At 62.1% G+C, this 15,792-nt stretch carries 21 protein-coding genes; 5 read left to right on the top strand and 16 right to left on the bottom strand.

Annotated elements, in window-relative coordinates:
* The 11 genes from NKJ06_RS30055 to moaA form a co-directional block, all read right to left on the bottom strand.
* Nucleotides 1–364, bottom strand: a 364-nt coding sequence (locus NKJ06_RS30055; RefSeq protein WP_352811672.1) for a DNA alkylation repair protein, incomplete at its 3' end; no start/stop codon positions are given.
* Nucleotides 365–458: 94 nt separating this feature from the next.
* The gene (locus tag NKJ06_RS30050; RefSeq protein WP_352627739.1) at nucleotides 459–1,328 is read right to left on the bottom strand and encodes an NAD(P)-dependent oxidoreductase; all 870 of its coding nucleotides are present in this window, start codon (nucleotides 1,326–1,328) and stop codon (nucleotides 459–461) included.
* Between the two features lie 112 nt (nucleotides 1,329–1,440).
* Nucleotides 1,441–2,262: an ABC transporter permease gene (locus NKJ06_RS30045; RefSeq protein ID WP_352627738.1), complete on the bottom strand. Its 822-nt coding sequence runs from the start codon at nucleotides 2,260–2,262 to the stop codon at nucleotides 1,441–1,443.
* Nucleotides 2,259–2,978, bottom strand: coding sequence for an ABC transporter permease (locus tag NKJ06_RS30040; RefSeq protein WP_352627737.1), 720 nt, complete (start codon nucleotides 2,976–2,978; stop codon nucleotides 2,259–2,261). Before NKJ06_RS30040 ends, NKJ06_RS30045 begins: the two co-directional genes overlap by 4 nt.
* Before the next feature lie 79 nt (nucleotides 2,979–3,057).
* Nucleotides 3,058–3,843 carry an ABC transporter substrate-binding protein gene (locus NKJ06_RS30035; RefSeq protein WP_352627736.1) on the bottom strand — a complete coding sequence of 262 codons (786 nt, stop codon included), beginning with the start codon at nucleotides 3,841–3,843 and terminating at the stop codon, nucleotides 3,058–3,060.
* Nucleotides 3,844–4,000: 157 nt separating this feature from the next.
* Nucleotides 4,001–4,510: a molybdopterin-guanine dinucleotide biosynthesis protein B gene (gene mobB / locus NKJ06_RS30030; protein ID WP_352627735.1), complete on the bottom strand. Its 510-nt coding sequence runs from the start codon at nucleotides 4,508–4,510 to the stop codon at nucleotides 4,001–4,003.
* A complete protein-coding gene (gene mobA / locus NKJ06_RS30025) occupies nucleotides 4,507–5,133 on the bottom strand; it encodes a molybdenum cofactor guanylyltransferase MobA (RefSeq protein WP_352627734.1) in 627 nt (208 codons plus the stop codon). The genes mobB and mobA overlap by 4 nt, the downstream gene beginning before the upstream one ends.
* A 56-nt stretch (nucleotides 5,134–5,189) precedes the next feature.
* Nucleotides 5,190–6,110 carry a DMT family transporter gene (locus NKJ06_RS30020; protein ID WP_352627733.1) on the bottom strand — a complete coding sequence of 307 codons (921 nt, stop codon included), beginning with the start codon at nucleotides 6,108–6,110 and terminating at the stop codon, nucleotides 5,190–5,192.
* Nucleotides 6,111–6,231: 121 nt separating this feature from the next.
* Entirely contained in the window at nucleotides 6,232–6,591 is a 360-nt protein-coding gene (locus NKJ06_RS30015; RefSeq protein ID WP_352627732.1) for a hypothetical protein, read from the bottom strand.
* 120 nt (nucleotides 6,592–6,711) lie between these two features.
* The gene (locus NKJ06_RS30010) at nucleotides 6,712–7,185 is read right to left on the bottom strand and encodes a hypothetical protein (RefSeq protein ID WP_352627731.1); all 474 of its coding nucleotides are present in this window, start codon (nucleotides 7,183–7,185) and stop codon (nucleotides 6,712–6,714) included.
* 56 nt (nucleotides 7,186–7,241) lie between these two features.
* Nucleotides 7,242–8,237, bottom strand: a complete 996-nt coding sequence (moaA, locus tag NKJ06_RS30005) for a GTP 3',8-cyclase MoaA (RefSeq protein ID WP_352627730.1) — start codon at nucleotides 8,235–8,237, stop codon at nucleotides 7,242–7,244.
* A gap of 199 nt (nucleotides 8,238–8,436) precedes the next feature.
* Between moaA and NKJ06_RS30000 the strand changes: the two genes are divergently transcribed.
* Nucleotides 8,437–8,790, top strand: a complete 354-nt coding sequence (locus NKJ06_RS30000; RefSeq protein ID WP_056587844.1) for a gamma-butyrobetaine hydroxylase family protein — start codon at nucleotides 8,437–8,439, stop codon at nucleotides 8,788–8,790.
* 120 nt (nucleotides 8,791–8,910) lie between these two features.
* Nucleotides 8,911–9,522 carry a pyridoxamine 5'-phosphate oxidase family protein gene (locus tag NKJ06_RS29995; RefSeq protein WP_352627729.1) on the top strand — a complete coding sequence of 204 codons (612 nt, stop codon included), beginning with the start codon at nucleotides 8,911–8,913 and terminating at the stop codon, nucleotides 9,520–9,522.
* Between the two features lie 18 nt (nucleotides 9,523–9,540).
* Here the strand turns inward: NKJ06_RS29995 and NKJ06_RS29990 are convergent, their stop codons facing one another.
* The gene (locus NKJ06_RS29990) at nucleotides 9,541–9,993 is read right to left on the bottom strand and encodes a MarR family winged helix-turn-helix transcriptional regulator (RefSeq protein WP_023813960.1); all 453 of its coding nucleotides are present in this window, start codon (nucleotides 9,991–9,993) and stop codon (nucleotides 9,541–9,543) included.
* A 47-nt stretch (nucleotides 9,994–10,040) separates the two neighbouring features.
* On the opposite strand from NKJ06_RS29990, the gene NKJ06_RS29985 reads away from it, so the two are divergent.
* Nucleotides 10,041–10,949 carry an alpha/beta hydrolase gene (locus tag NKJ06_RS29985; RefSeq protein ID WP_352627728.1) on the top strand — a complete coding sequence of 303 codons (909 nt, stop codon included), beginning with the start codon at nucleotides 10,041–10,043 and terminating at the stop codon, nucleotides 10,947–10,949.
* 13 nt (nucleotides 10,950–10,962) lie between these two features.
* Here NKJ06_RS29985 and NKJ06_RS29980 read toward each other — a convergent pair whose 3' ends face one another.
* Nucleotides 10,963–11,358, bottom strand: coding sequence for a rhodanese-like domain-containing protein (locus NKJ06_RS29980; protein WP_352627727.1), 396 nt, complete (start codon nucleotides 11,356–11,358; stop codon nucleotides 10,963–10,965).
* Between the two features lie 55 nt (nucleotides 11,359–11,413).
* Nucleotides 11,414–12,028, bottom strand: coding sequence for a TetR/AcrR family transcriptional regulator (locus tag NKJ06_RS29975; RefSeq protein WP_352627726.1), 615 nt, complete (start codon nucleotides 12,026–12,028; stop codon nucleotides 11,414–11,416).
* A gap of 100 nt (nucleotides 12,029–12,128) precedes the next feature.
* Between NKJ06_RS29975 and NKJ06_RS29970 the strand changes: the two genes are divergently transcribed.
* Nucleotides 12,129–12,875: a 3-oxoacyl-ACP reductase family protein gene (locus NKJ06_RS29970; RefSeq protein WP_352627725.1), complete on the top strand. Its 747-nt coding sequence runs from the start codon at nucleotides 12,129–12,131 to the stop codon at nucleotides 12,873–12,875.
* A gap of 209 nt (nucleotides 12,876–13,084) precedes the next feature.
* Nucleotides 13,085–14,968, top strand: coding sequence for a L,D-transpeptidase family protein (locus tag NKJ06_RS29965; RefSeq protein ID WP_352627724.1), 1,884 nt, complete (start codon nucleotides 13,085–13,087; stop codon nucleotides 14,966–14,968).
* A gap of 1 nt (nucleotide 14,969) precedes the next feature.
* Here the strand turns inward: NKJ06_RS29965 and NKJ06_RS29960 are convergent, their stop codons facing one another.
* Both NKJ06_RS29960 and NKJ06_RS29955 read right to left on the bottom strand, forming a co-directional pair.
* Nucleotides 14,970–15,452 (bottom strand): hypothetical protein, encoded by a 483-nt coding sequence (locus NKJ06_RS29960; protein ID WP_352627723.1) that lies wholly within the window; start codon nucleotides 15,450–15,452, stop codon nucleotides 14,970–14,972.
* A 153-nt stretch (nucleotides 15,453–15,605) separates the two neighbouring features.
* Nucleotides 15,606–15,792, bottom strand: a 187-nt coding sequence (locus NKJ06_RS29955; RefSeq protein ID WP_352811663.1) for a hypothetical protein, incomplete at its 5' end; no start/stop codon positions are given.

The following is a 15,792-nucleotide window of genomic DNA, read 5'->3' as shown; positions in this document are numbered from 1 at the left end:
GCTCATACTCCCGGGCACCGACCCCCCAGCCCATCACGGCAACGCCCGTGCGCCGAACGAACCCGCGGGCGTCCGCCGCGAACGCCTCGATCAGTTCCTTCCAGGCGGCGGTGGCGACGAAGAGGTCGGAGACGCCGTCGACGATATCCCAGGAATCAAAAGACGCCGCCCATCTTCTTGCATCTGCAGCAGAAAATCGTTTCGGATCAGCCGTGACGGAAGCGATGAACTGCGCCTCCACGATACCCGTCTCCCACAGATCGAAGGCGCGCTCGTGGTTGCGTTTGATCTTCCTGGCGATCTGCCGCTGCACGCCGTGCGAAATGCCAAGTGCGCGCTCGATCTTGATGCCGTAGCGCAACATGCCGACGCGGTTCTCCTCCGAGCCGATGACGCGCAGATGTGCGACAATCTCTGCGGCACTGGATTGAGGCGAGAGTTCTGCCACCGCCAGAAACCTATTTCTCCAGACGCGCCAGCAGCGAGGACGTGTCCCAGCGTTTGCCGCCCATTGCCTGCACATCCTTGTAGAACTGGTCGACAAGTGCTGTCACCGGCAATCTGGCGCCGTTGCGGTCGGCTTCAGCCAGGCAGATGCCAAGGTCCTTGCGCATCCAGTCGACGGCGAAGCCGAAATCATACTTGCCGGCATTCATCGTCTTGTGGCGGTTCTCCATCTGCCAGGAACCGGCCGCGCCTTTCGAGATGACCTCGATCACCTTCTCGATGTCGAGCCCGGCCTGCTTGCCGAAATGGATGCCTTCGGCCAGGCCCTGGACGAGGCCAGCGATGGTGATCTGGTTGATCATCTTGGTGAGCTGACCAGCACCGGTCGATCCCATCAGACCGACCATGCGAGCAAAAGCGTCGATGACAGGCCTGGCCCTGTCGAAAGCGTCCTGCTCGCCACCGACCATGACGGTCAGTACGCCGTTCTCGGCGCCGGCCTGGCCACCGGAGACCGGCGCGTCGAGAAACGAAAAGCCGCCGGCTTGCGCCGCCGCCGCCAATTCGCGTGCGACCTCGGCCGAGGCGGTGGTGTTGTCGATGAAGACCGAACCCTTCTTCATCGATTTGAAGGCGCCTTCGGGACCCGTCGTCACCGAACGCAAATCGTCGTCGTTGCCGACGCAGGAAAAGACAAAATCCTTGCCTTCGGCGGCCTGCGCCGGCGTCGCCGCAAGGCTGCCGCCATGCTGGCCAACCCAGTGCTCGGCCTTGGCCTTGGTGCGGTTGTAGACGGTGACGTCGTGGCCACCCTTGTTCCTCAAATGCCCGGCCATCGGATAGCCCATCACGCCAAGACCGAGAAATGCAACAGATGCCATGAGCCTGCCCTTCAGAATGGAAACGGAATTTGCTGCGAAAGCTCTAGGCTCTGCGCTCAATTCGTCAAGACGCGTATGGCCGGATCGACTGGTGCAGCCGAATTGAAAATGGTCAGCGTTTCAGGTGAACGGTGATCCGGCGTTCGATCCATTCAACGCCATGGCGCAGGATCTCGACCATCACCAGATAGACGAGAGCGACCCAGATATAGGCCTGAATGTCGAACGAGTTGGCGAAGGCGAGCTTCGCATTGCCCATCAGATCATAGACCGTGATGATGGCGACGATGGCGGACGCCTTGACCATCAGGATCAATTCGTTGCCATAGGGCCGCAAGGCAACGATCAACGCTTGGGGCAGGATGATCTTGCGCAACGTCTGCAATTTGTGCAGGCCAAGCGAAGCCGCCCCCTCCCATTGCCCACGAGGCACGCTCTCGATGGCGCCGCGCAGAATTTCGGCCTGATAGGCGGCGGTGTTGAGCGCAAAGGCAAAGACGCCGCAATTGAACGCGTCCTTGAAAAAAACCCAGAGGCCGACCGACTGGAGTTCGACCCGGAACGAGCCCAATCCATAGTAGACCAGATAGGTTTGAACCAAGAGCGGTGTGCCGCGGAAGAAATAGACGTAGCAATAGGCGAGGGCGGACAGGATCCGGTTGCTGGACATGCGCCCGTAAGCGACAGGCACCGACAGGATCGCGCCGAGCACCATCGATATGGAAACCAGCGAGAGCGTTACCCCAAGCCCTCGCAAATAGGCCGGCGCATATCTGGCGAAGAAATCGGGATTCCAGGCTAGGAAGAGATAGCTGACGATGCCGAGGCCGAAAGCGATCCACAAGCAAACCAGCGCATAACCGACAATACGCCTGCGCGGCCAGCCGCGCGCCCGTGGCGGGGGCCGTTCGACCATGGCGGCTGTGGCGCTCATCGCTGCGCCTCCCGCCGGCCAAGCGAGCGCAGAATGGCGCTGGTGGCGAAGGACGACACGACGGCCAGGCCAAGAAAGACCAAGGAGGCGACGCCGAAGAACAGGAAAGCGTGCTTGGTGACGCGGGCGGCAATGCTGGCGTTACGCAGCGTCTCCGCGAGACCGACGACCGACACCAGGGACGTGTCCTTGAGCAGGCTGAGCCAGCAGTTCTCCAGTCCGGGAAACGCGATGCGCAGCAGCTGCGGCACGATCACCTTGCGCATGGTCAGCCAATTCGAAAGACCGATGGCGTAGCCGCCCTCATACTGGCCTTTGGGAATGGCGCGGAAGGCCGACAGGAAAACCTCGCTGGCATAGGACGAGAAGATCAGTGCAAGCACGATCATGCCGGCAACGAAGCTGTTGACGTCGATGGTGGCGTCCGGCCGGAAATACCTGACGAGATGCTGCAGCAGGATCGGCATGCCGAAGAAGAACAGGAAAAGCGTCACCAGCTCCGGCAGGCCGCGAAACACCGTGGTGTAAATGTTGGCGGCAAGGCGCAGCGAAGGCTCTTCGGACTGCTTGGCGAGTGCAATGAAAAAGCCGATCGTCAGTCCGATGGGCAGCGTGGCAAGCGCGAGCGCAATGGTGATCAGTGCGCCATAGGCGATATCATCAAGCCAGCCATCGGGTCCCCAACTGAGAAGTGTCCATATGCTTTGGGCTGGCATTGACAGGTCTTATCTCCACGGCGCTCCCGAGACGAATGAAAGACGGCGGGGAAATTCCCCGCCGTCTTGACCCAATTTATCAGGACTCGGCGCCGTAGACGTCGAACTTGAAGTACTTGTCGTTGATTTCCTTGTATTTTCCATTGGCGCGGATGGCGTCGATGGCCGCATTGAGCTTGTTGACGAGGTCAGTCTCGCCCTTGCGTACGGCAATGCCGGCGCCCGGCCCGAATGTCTCGACCGGCTGCGGCGACGGCTGGCCGAGAATCTTGCAGCAGGCGCCATCGGGCGAATCCAGCCACTGCTGCAGCACGACGATATCGTCCTGGATGGCGTCGAGACGACCATTGGCGAGATCTGCCTGCTCCTCGGGGCTGCTCGGATAACCCTTGACGGTGCTGTCGGTGTAGGTCTTCGAGGCATAGTTGAAATGCGTCGTGGTGGTGGCGACGCCGATGGTCTTGCCGGCGAGATCTTCCTTGGTCACGCCCTTCAGCGTGCTGTCCTTCGGCACTGCGAGCGCCGATGGCGTGTTGTAGTATTTGTTCGAGAAGTCGACCTTCTCTTTCCGCTCGGGTGTGATCGACATCGAGGCGACGATGGCGTCGAACTTGCCGGCCTGAAGGGCGGGAATGATGCCGTCCCAATCCTGGGCGACGAAGGTGCACTTGACCTTCATCTCATCACAAAGCGCGTTGGCGATGTCGATGTCGAAGCCGACGAGCTTACCGTCGGCGGTGAGGTTGTTGAATGGCGGGTAGGCGCCTTCGGTGCCGATCCGCAGGGTCTTTTCCTGGGCCTGGGCTACGCCGAGCGTCAGCAGCGCGGCCGAAGCGGCGAGCGCGATACGCAGTGCAATACGCATGATAGTCCTCTCTTTATGGTCCCGGCCGTCGTTCCAAACGGCTCTGTGGGGCGGTGCTTTTGACCGCCCGCTGGCGCGATACTCCCACTCTTTCAAAGAAAAAAGCAACTGCAAAACCACAAAAATGGGCAAGGCTATTCTGCCGCTGCGTCAGCGCTCAAGCAACGAGCCCAGTGGTGCGCTCGATGAAGTCGGCTATCGACTTTGCATCGTCGAGATCGAACACCGGCAGGCGCTCGCCTTCAGCTGTGAAATCGGCGGCGACAGCAACGACGTTGGGATCACCTGCCGAAAGCGGCGTGCGGTCCTTCGCGTCCAGCCGGCGGGTTTCGATCTTGCGGTGAGCCTCGCGCTTGTAGCCTTCGACCAGCACAAGATCGCAAGGCGCGAGCCGTGATAGAATCACCTCCAGCGTCGGCTCATCTTCACCGCGCAGCTCATGCATCAGCGCCCAGCGGGTTCCCGACACGATCGCGACTTCCGTGGCGCCGGCCTGCCGATGGCGGAAGCTGTCGGCGCCTGGTTTGTCGATGTCGAAAGCATGATGGGCATGTTTCACCGTCGACACTTTCCAGCCGCGCCGGACAAGTTCGGCGACCAGCTTTTCGGTCAAAGTCGTCTTTCCGGAATTCTTCCACCCGGTGATGCCGAAGACGCGTCTGTTCATGGCTTCATGCTCTGCAACAGCTGTTCGGCGGAGGCAAGATCGTCAGGCTCGTTGATGTTGAAGAAAGGGTCGACCCTCGCCGACTGCAGAACCGGGAATTCCACTTCGACAAAGCCGTGCCGGTCGATGAAAGCCGAAACCCGCCTGATATCCTCATCGACCAGAAAGTGCCGCAGGGCGTCGCGACAATCCGTTGGCCAGAGCGCGAAGGTCGGGTGCCGCTTGCCGGCCGAACAAGCAACGGCAATCGAACCGGGATGTCGGTCGGTGGCGGCCGCCAGTCGCTCGACAAGATCCAGCGGCAGGAAGGGCGTGTCGCCGGCAGCGGTGACGATCGCCTTGCAAGTCGTGTTGGCCGCGGCCCATTCGAGGCCGGTCAGGATACCGGCAAGCGGCCCGGCAAAGCCGGTCACCGTGTCGGCAAGCACCGGCAGCCCAAAGCGCGAGAACCGCGCCGGATCGCCGTTGGCGCTAAGCGCGAGAGCCCCAATCTGCGGGCCAAAGCGCGAGATGACCTGGTCGAGCACGCGACCGCTGCCAAGCGGCAACAGGGTCTTGTCGCCACCGCCCATCCGTCTCGACTGGCCGCCGGCCAGAATGATCCCCGCAACATCTCGCTTCATGCCATCGAGCCTGTACGCCTGCCGCCGAAAATCACAAGAACCTTCAAATGAACAGGCTAGATTCCATCCGGCACCATGGTTGGTCCGGTGCTTTCGGCGACGATCTTTCGCCTGCCGACCACTCGCTCGCGGTAAAGCGCATAGAGGCCGGAGCCGATGATGATCGTGGCGCCGACGATCATCGGCAGGTCGGGAATATCGGCGAAGATGAACAGGCCAAGCAGGATCGACCAGATCAGGGCCGTGTAGCGGAACGGCGCGATGAAGGAGATGTCGCCCGAGCGCATCGCCATGATGATGAACTGGTAGCCGATGAGCACCAGGACAGCAGCCAGGGCCAACAAGGCTGTGCTGTTGCCTGTCATCGGTGTCCAGCCCCCCATCGGCGACAACAGCGCCGCACCGACAATGGTCATGGCAAGCGCGGTCGCGGCCGACACCAGCAATGTCGGAATGGCCTTGGGAATCCGCTTGGTGGCGAGATCGCGCACCGCACAACAAGCGACGCTGGCCAGTGCCGACAGCGAGTAGATGCTGAACCCTTCGAAGCCAGGCCGCACTATGATCAGCACGCCAGCAAATCCGATGGCGATGGCCAGCCAGCGTCGCCAGCCGACAGCCTCGCCGAAGACAAGAGCTGCCCCCATCGTCACCGCCAGCGGCAGCGCCTGCAGCACCGCCGAAACATTGGCGATCGGCAAATGGGCGAGGGCGACGAGAAAACTCACCGTCGCGCCGGCCTCGCTGATCACGCGCATGGCCACCAGCGGCTGCAGCATCGAGCCCGGGCGGGCGAGCGCGCCGCGCTGCCAGGCGAGCAAGCCGACGAAAAGCGAAGCGAACGCACCACGGATCAACATGACTTGCGCCATGTTCATCGATTGCGACGAGTATTTGGTGATGGCGTCGTTGAGGGTGAAGCCGGCCATCGCCACCACCATGAACAACGCGCCGCGTAGATTTGGAGACAGGGGCAAGGCGACTACCGGTTATGCTTTGCAGCAAGCCTGTAACAGCCGGGCATGAAACAGCAATAGCAAAGGGCTGGGCCACAGCCTTGTTTGTGGCCCGGAAGAGTGCCTGCAATGACGGCAGAACTTACTTCTTCGGCGTCAGCACCTCGGTGCCATTGCCTTCCTTGCCGGCGATGGTCCACAGGCCGTGCAGCGAGCCGTCGTCCATCACCTTGCAGACGACAAGGCCGATATCCTTTTCCATGACATAGCCGGCGGAGAAGGCGTCATCGTTGCGCATGCAGATACCGTCGGAAGATGAGCCGCCGGTCTCCCAGTGGATGGTGCAGGTCGTTCCGCTGGTCAGTGTGATGGTTGCCTCGCCGCCATAGGCGGAGCCGTCGAAGTTGGTGCCGGCGACCGTGTAGGCGCCGCCGATCGACTGGGCGGCCGCGGGCACGGAAGCGAGACCAAGCAATGCAAGAGAAAGAACGAGTTTGCGCATGATGTATTCCCCCTGTGAGCGAAGAGCCGCTTCCAGGGGAAGGCTAGGCTGGAACAAGCTGACCGTAAATCCGGCTGCGGTTCGCGAACAAGACTTTTTCTGGGGTGTGGTCCGAAACCGTCATGGCCCCTTGAGACTGCCGGCGATGGCGCCGACCAGCGGGTCGTATTTCGACTTGAGGGTTGGCGGATAGTCGACCCTCACCGTGCGGATGACGCCATCCCCGCCGAACAGGCGCCGCTCGTAGAAGACCTTTCCGTCCTTCAAGCCCGACAGCACCGCCCAGTCCTTGCCGGCCTTGCTGTAGGTGATCTTGTAGCCGGCTTCACCGCTGGCTTTCTCGGCAGCCACAAAACCCTTCGGCGTCTCGTCGTCGATGTTGAGGATGCCCGAGCAGATCAGGCTGGCGCCATCGGCGGTCAGCCATACCTGTCCGTCGCCATTGTCCGGTTCAGGCTGGCGATCGGTGAAGACATCATCTGGAAAGGTGCAGACCGTGCCGAAGCGCTCGTTCACATAGGTGAACGGCGCGGCGACCGCACTGGTCGCCGCAATTGCTGTAACAAACGCCAGGAATGAAGAACGCCGTTGCATATCGCGCCTCGAAGCAAATGACCTCGGGGCGATCTTGCACGAATTTCACGAAAAGATCAGCCGCCAGTCACACTCATATGGCGCGACACCGATGGGCGGCTGGTGCGGCGGTCGATGATGAAGTCATGACCTTTCGGCTTGCGGCCGATCGCTTCGTCGATGGCCTCGGCGACCAGTTCGTTGCCTTCGGAGGCCCGCAAGGGCGCGCGCAGGTCGGCGGCGTCTTCCTGACCGAGGCACATATAGAGCGTGCCGGTGCAGGTCAGCCGGACGCGGTTGCAGCTTTCGCAGAAATTATGCGTCATCGGCGTGATGAAGCCGAGGCGGCCGCCAGTCTCGGCGACATGGACGTAGCGGGCCGGGCCGCCCGTCTTGAAGGGGATGTCGGTCAGCGTGAACTGGCGCTCCAGCGAAGCACGCAGCAGTGACAGCGGCAGGTATTGGTCCGTGCGGTCGGCATCGATCTCGCCCATCGGCATGGTTTCGATGACCGTCAGGTCCATGCCGCGGCCATGCGCCCAGCGCATCATCCCGGGCAACTCGGCGTCGTTGAAATCCTTCAGCGCCACCGCGTTGAGCTTGACCTTCAGCCCGGCCGCCTGCGCGGCATCGATGCCTTGCATGACCTTGTCGAGATGGCCCCAGCGGGTGATCTTGTGGAACTTGTCGGCGTCGAGCGTATCGAGCGAGACGTTGATGCGCTTGACGCCGCAATCGGCGAGTTCGGCGGCAAAGCGCGACAGTTGCGAGCCGTTGGTGGTCAGCGTCAGTTCTTCCAGCGCGCCACTCTCGAGATGCCGCGACAGCTGGCGCACCAGATGCATGATGTTCTTGCGCACCAGCGGCTCACCGCCGGTCAGCCGCAATTTCCTGACGCCCTTTTCGATGAAGACGCTGCAGAGCCGGTCGAGTTCTTCCAGCGACAGCAGGTCCTTCTTCGGCAGGAAGGCCATGTCCTCGGCCATGCAATAGGTGCAGCGGAAATCGCAGCGGTCGGTGACCGACACCCGGAGATAACTGATCGTGCGGCCGAAAGGATCGATCATGTCCATGCTTCAAGCGCTTTCCGTGGCCGTGAACGGCTTCGTTATATACCGCTATGTGATACGATCCAGCCGTTCATTCAAGATAGCGGCTGTCGATCTTTGGTAACATCCCTGCGCCGACATAGCATGTCGGTCGGTTTTATCAGACCTTTTCCCGTTTGACGAAGCGGCGTAGGGAAGGGGTGGATAATACGGATCGCACAGCATGACCGCACCGAAAGAACTCAGGGTCTCGAAGGACCGCAAACTGCTGTCCGTCACATTCCCCGATCATCAGCCCTTCGAACTGCCGGCGGAGTTGTTGCGCGTCGCCTCGCCATCGGCCGAGGTGCAGGGCCATTCGCCCGAACAGCGGGTGACGGTTCCCGGCAAGCGCAATGTGGCGATCCTGAAGATCGAACCGGTCGGCAACTATGCCGTGCGCATCACCTTCGATGATTTCCACGACACAGGCATCTTCACCTGGAACTACCTGCACACACTCGGCCACGAGAAGGATGCACGCTGGGACGCCTATCTGGCCGAGCTTGCGGAAAAGGGCTTGAGCCGGGACCGCTAGAGGCAAAGAGCATGATGTCGTCCGAAAACCGCTCACACTTTTCGGCATCATGCTCCCGTCGCTGTCGTCAAAACGTCATCGATGTGGAGTAGCGCCGGCGAAGGTTTGGAGACGAAGAAGATGTCCGTCATCACCACGGTCGAGCAGCTCGAGGCACTCTATGGCGTTCCAGGCGAGGCCTCCCTGGTCAAGGAACTCGACCACGTCATTCCAGAGTATGCCGCTTTCATCGAAGCCTCGCCCTTCGTCGCGCTGGCGACCAGCGGGCCGGAGGGGCTTGATTGCTCGCCGCGCGGCGATCTCGCCGGTTTCGTGCGCATCCACGATCCGAAAACCCTGATGATGCCGGACCGGCGCGGCAACAACCGTGCCGATTCGCTTCGAAACATCATCCGCGACCCACGCGTCGGCCTGCTGTTCCTGGTGCCGGGCTCCGGCACGACGCTGCGCGTCAATGGCCGCGCTCATATCACCACGGATACAGCGCTGTGCGCGTCATTCATGGTGGACGGCAAGGCGGCACGCTCGGTGACCGTTATCGATATCGATACGGTCTATTTCCAATGCGCCCGCGCCATCGTCCGCTCCGAACTCTGGAATCCGGCGAGGCATGTCGACCCGAAGTCGTTGCCGACGCCCGGACAGATCCTGGAAATCACCAGCCGCAAGAACATCGACGGCGAAGCCTACGACAAGGAATGGCCGGAGCGGGCGAAGAAGTCGATGTGGTAGGTTCGGCTGAAAGGGCCGTTACGCCTCTTTCAGCACATCATAAATCTTGCGCATCTGCTCGCCGATCATGTCGCACTGCTCCGGCGTCGACTGGCTCATCGCCTTCTCGATCAGCGCCATATGCACTTTCAGCGCCTGCATCAGCAGCGCCTCGCCGGCTTCGGTCAGGGCGAGACGCAAGATGCGCTTGTCCTTCTCGTCGCCTTCGCGGCGCAACAGGCCGCGCGCCTCCAGCTGCGGCAACAGCATGGTGATGTTGGAGCGGCCAACGAGCAGCTTGCGGGCAAGGTCGTGCTGCGACATGCCAGGGTGGCGATAGAGGTTCATCAGCACGTCGAGCTGCGCCGGCTTCAGGTCGAGCGGCGCCAGCTTCACCGCCAGCGTGCGCTCCAGCACATGGCAGGCGCGCGCCACCGCGACCCAGTTGCGAAAACGCGGGTTGTCCCAAGGTAGCTCTTGTTTATTGTTCATCTTTGAACTATTATGTTCATGCTTGAACGTATGGATGGATTCTCACTATGGCATCATTCTGGCTGAAGGTCATCCGGGGCGTGTTTAGTGCGGCCGAGCATGTCGCGCCGCGGCTCACCGGACGCGCGGCGTTCGAATTGTTCTGCCGCACGCCGAGCGTCAAGGCGCTCAGCGATGGCGAACGCCGCGCTATCGATCGCGCTGCCGAGTTCATGACTGAGGCGCGCCATCACCGGCTGAAGACCGCAACCGGCTGCGTCATGGTGCACGAGTTCCGGCCGGAGCCGGGCAGGGTAGCCATAGGCACGGTGCTGGTCGTCCATGGCTGGCGCTCACGCACCGAATATATGCGCGCGTTGATCGAAGGCTATCGCGCCGCCGGCTACAGGGTCGTTTCGCTTGACCTGCCTGGCCACGGCCAGTCGCAGGGCCGGCGCCTGAACATGGTCAATGCCGTTGATGCGGTGCGGGTTGCCGGCGAGTGGTTCGGCCCGTTCGTCGCAGCGGTCGGCCATTCTTTCGGCGGCGCCGTCGCCGCCAATGCCATCGCCGGTTCGGTCAAGAACATCCCGCCGCTGGCAGCCGGACGCCTAGTTCTGATCGCAGCGCCAAGTTCCCTGCCGGCGATCTTTGCCGACTTCAGCCGCATGCTCAATGTCGGACCGCGCTCGCAAGCCGCCATGGCGGACCGAGTCGAACATCTTTCCGGCCGGCCGCTGCACGAGTTCACCGGCGACCGCCAGCTTGCCCATGCGCCGGTGCCGACCCTGGTCATCCACGCACCGGACGATCGCGAAGTTTCGGCTGATCATGCAAGGCGCTATGCCGGCGCCGGCGGCCATGTGCGGCTCTACTGGGCCGACGGGCTGGGCCACCGCCGCATTCTCGCGGACAAGGGTGTGGTCGAACGCGCCGTCGGCTTCGTGACGCATCGCGAGCCATTGCTGCTGCACTGAACGGCGGTCGAGATTATTTCTTCTTTTCGCCGGGTTCGACCGGCAGTCCGGCAGCCTTCCAGGCGGTGTAGCCGCCAAGGATGTGCTTGACCGGCGAAAGCCCCATGTCCTGTGCTGTCTTGGTGGCCAGCGCCGAGCGCCAGCCGCCGGCGCAGAAAAAGACAAAGCTCTTTCCCGAGGCGAAGAACGGCTTGTGGTAGGGGCTTTCGGGATCGATCCAGAATTCCAGCATGCCGCGCGTGACATGTTTGGCGCCGGGAATCTTGCCGTCGCGTTCCACCTCGCGAGGGTCGCGCAGATCAACGAAGATGGTGTCTTCGTCATCGAGCAGCCCGGCTGCTTCCTCCGGCGAAACCACCTCGATCTCGGCGTTCGCCTCGTCCAGCAGTTCGCGATAACCCTTTTTCACGCTCTCGTCCCTCCCGGCGTTGCTGGCGGATTTCGAGCACACCAGCCGGCGTTTGTCACGCCGCGTCGGTGCCGGCCATTGTCTTCCAGGCAGCCATGGCCCCGGCCACGGTCTCCAGCAGCGCATCGTGCGATGCACCGTCTCGCGCCTGGATCGACATGCCGTGCTGAACCGTGGCGAAGAAGGTCGCGGCAGCATGGCAGTCGAAGTCCGCCGGCAGCTCGCCTTCGGCAACGCCGCGCTCGAGACGCTTCTGCAGAGCGGTATGGTTTTCGGCGCGGCGACGGCGCAGATCATCGCAGATGGCGCCGCGGCTCGAGTCCTGATGCAGCGCGCCGAGCGCGATCAGGCAGCCCTGCGGACGATCGGTCTGTGCATAGGCTTTCGCCGTCCGGCACAGAAACTGTTCGATCGCCAGCCGCGCGGACGGCGCCTCCTCCAGCGCCAGCCAGATATCGGCACCCTCGGTGCGCGAATAGAGGTCAGTCGCCTCAAGGAATAGCGCCTCCTTGCTGCCGAAAGCGGCATAGAGGCTTGGCGAGTTGATGCCCATGGCGGCGGTCAGCTCGCTCATCGATGCGCCTTCGTAGCCACGGGCCCAAAAAACCTCCATCGCGCAGCGCAATGCCGAGGTTCGATCGAAGGTGCGGGGACGGCCTCGTTCCGACATCGTGCTCTTTTCTGTGTTGATCGATACATAATTCAGTTGACGCAGGCGGGCAAGGCTGACAGATATTTATGTATCGATCATTACAAAAAAGGAGAAATCGATGTCATCCAACCAACTGGGCGGCAAGGCCGCGCTCGTCACCGGCGGCAGTCGCGGCATCGGTGCGGCGATTGCGCGGCGGCTCGCGGCCGACGGCGCCAGCGTCGCGCTGACCTATGTGCATGGCGAGGAGCAGGCCCGCGTTGTTGTCGCCGAGATAGAGGCCGAGGGTGGCCGCGCCATCGCGATAAAGGCCGACAATCGCGATGCCGTGGCCATAGACAAGGCCGTCGATGAAGCCGTGACCGCATTCGGCCGGCTGGACATCCTGGTCAACAGCGCCGGTATCTGGCGCACCGCACCGATCGACACGCTGTCGCTCGCCGATTTCGATGAAACGATGGAGGTCAATCTCAGGGCTCCGTTCATCGCGTCCAAGGCAGCAGCCGCGCATATGGGCGAGGGCGGCAGCATCATCTCGATCGGCAGCAATCTTGCCGAGCGGGCGACTGACAGCAGCCTCACAGCCTACTCGGCCAGCAAGGCAGCGCTGGTCGGTCTGACCAAGGCGCTGGCGCGCGACCTTGGCCCACGCGGCATCACCGCCAATGTCGTTCACCCCGGTTCGACCGACACCGACATGAACCCGGCCGACGGCCCGCACGCCGAACACCAGCGCCGGAAGATGGCGACGCCGCGATTCGGCAAGGCCGAGGACATTGCCGGCATGGTTTCCTGGCTGGCGGGCCCGGAAGGCCGTTTCGTCACCGGCGCCGCGTTGACCATCGATGGCGGCGCCAACGCCTGATCCGCAACGGATTCCCGGCTGGAGCGCAAGCACCTCCGCTCCAGCCGTCACGATGTTGTGAAACTGTTCTGCAACAGACGTTCCAAAATTTATGAAAGCTTAACGAAATCGGTATGAATCAGTATAGTCGCGCCTTACATCCGCCATGCGGTGAGCGAGACGGTCTGACGTGCGGAACGGGAACCGGTTGCGGCCGGAGCGGGTGATCCATGAAATTCCTCGGAAACAGGGCAACCGTGATGCCGCTTATGGCGATCACGGCAACGTTGGCCTTCGGTGTGCCGCAGGCAGGCGCGCAGGGGCTTTTCGACATGCTTTTCGGGGGCGGCGTCAGGCAGGCTCCGCAAGGTGAATTCCCGCCCCCGCCACCGAAGCACAAGCCAAAGCCGAACGTGCCGGGCGGCAGTGGTGTCAAAATCAGCAGCCCATCCTATTACACCTACAAGGCCGATCGGCTGATCCGTATCGACTTCTCGGCGCTGACGGCAGCACCGCAGCCGGCAACCCCACAGGACGCCGCCTTCGTTCCGTCAGCCACGGGCGCCGCCTTCCGTGATGCCATTGCCAGCTTGGGTGACTATGAACTCTATGCCGAGCCCGACATCGCCAAGGCGCTGATCGCCTATTACTCGGCCAATCCGGAATTCATCTGGGTGACAGGAACCAGCCTGAACAGCCGTGCGCAGGATGCGGTGCGCGTGCTCGGCGAGGCCGCGAGCTACGGTCTTGAGCCCGCCGACTATACGGTCGAAGTGCCCGCTGCCGGCACATCGACGGCCGACGCCAATGCACAACTGAAAGAACTCGTCCGTTTCGAGATGGCGCTGTCGGCGCGCGTGCTGCGCTATGCCCATGACGCCCAGAACGGCCGCGTCGAGCCCAACCGCATGACCGGCTACTATGATTTCCCGGCCAAGCCGCTCGACTTGCAAGGCGTGTTGAAAACGCTGGCCCATACCCAACAAGTGCGCACCTATCTTGAATCGCGGCACCCGCAGAATGCGGAATACCAGGCACTGCGCGTCGAACTGGAATCCCTGCAGGCCAGCGCCGAGAACGAAATCGTCGTCGACCCCAAGCTGTTGCTGAAGCCGGGCGAAATCAGCCCCGAACTGCCGAAGCTGCTGACCCTGATCGCGCGCAATCTCGATGACGAGATGGGCGGCGCCTATGGCGAGATCCTGTCCAGGCTGGCGACCAGCGAAGTCTATGATCCGGAACTGATTCCGGTCATCAAGGCCGTGCAGCAAAAGGCCGGCATGAAGGGCGATGGCGTCATCGGTCCGCGCACCGTGTCGTCGCTGGCTGGAACTTCCAAGGCCGACAAGCTGCTGAAGGTGGAAGTGGCGCTGGAGGAACTGCGCTGGCTGCCTTCCGATCTCGGCAGCCCGCGTGTCTTCATCAATCAGCCGGCCTTCACCGCGAGCTATATCGACAATGGCGAGGAAAAGCTGAAGACGCGTGTCGTCGTCGGCAGGACCACCAACCAGACCACCTTCTTCTACGACCAGATCAAGCAGGTCGATTTCCACCCCTATTGGGGCGTGCCGCAGTCGATCATCGTCAACGAAATGCTGCCGAGATTGCGCAACGATCCTGGCTATCTCGACCGGGCCGGCTACGAGGTGACGGATTCGCGCGGCAAGCGCATTCCTTCGTCGGCCGTCAACTGGGGCGCCTATGGCTCGAACATCCCCTACAGCGTGCGCCAGCAGCCGAGCGAGGCCAATGCGCTGGGCGAGCTGAAGATCCTGTTCCCCAACAAGCACGCGATCTACATGCACGACACGCCCCAGAAATCCTTCTTCGAGCGCGACATGCGCGCGCTCAGCCATGGCTGCGTGCGGCTGCAGGATCCGCGCGGCATGGCGGCGGCGGTGCTTGGTACCTCGGTAGACTATATCGCCGAGAAGCTGAAGCACGGCCACGCGACCGAGAACGTGACACGCACGATCCCAGTGTACGTCGCTTACTTCACCGCGTGGCCTGACCTGTCCGGCAAGGTCGAATATTTCGGCGACGTCTACGACCGCGACTCGCGGCTCAAGCAGGCCCTGGACGCCACCGAGGCGGTGCGTTCGCCGTCGAGTTGATTTAACGCTCCAGCAGCGGCCGCCGGAAACCGGCGTCCCGCCCGGCGATCAGCCAATAGAGCAACCCGGCGACAAGGCCGGCGGCGGCGATGATGCCGATGTCGACCCAGCGCTGCGGGTCCATGTCCTCCGGCGCACTCGGCCAGATCAGGGCGAAACCGCCAACCGCGGCAGCGGCGCCGAAGAGCATGTGCAGCAGGACATTGCGCAGCGAGAAGAACTCGGCGATCAGCGCGAAGATGAGCGTCTGCAGCGCGGTCACGACGATCGTCAGGAAATAAACGAACATGCCGAGTGGCGGCACCAGCAGGACCGCGATCGGCGAGACGCCCATGACGTCGAAATAGTCGGGCGCGTTGGGCAAGGAACTGAGCGCGGCATAGATCGCCGCGATGGCGATCAGGCCAACCAGCACCGACACGAAGTAGCCGGCAAGCATCATCAATATGCGCTTTAGTACATGTTTCGCCGTCGCCATGCCCATCCCCCAATGCGGCGCCTAGGAGCAATTCCAGAAAAGGTGTGAAGCAGCTTTCCCGGGAAAAGCGCATAGCGCTTTCCCTTGGGAATTGCGTCAAAACAAAGAGTTAGAACGGTTCGCCGTTTCCGTGAAAGGTGAAATGCTCTGGCGCTGTAGTCAGCCATCAAAGCGAGACCGACGCAAGGGGAAGGCAATCGCCTCAAGCCAGCGACCTTTCCAACTCATAGCGGGGAGCGCCAATTTGTCGAGGTCGGCGCCGCCCCTCATTGTCCTGCCGGTGTCCAGCCGATAGATGGGTAACACTTTGAACCGGATACATAGGTAACAGTTTTCCCCCTTATGA

The organism is Mesorhizobium sp. M0293 (assembly GCF_040321735.1).
Lineage (GTDB): Bacteria > Pseudomonadota > Alphaproteobacteria > Rhizobiales > Rhizobiaceae > Mesorhizobium.
The sequence above is the reverse complement of the archived record's forward strand: the minus strand, read 5'-3'. Positions and strand labels throughout refer to the sequence as shown.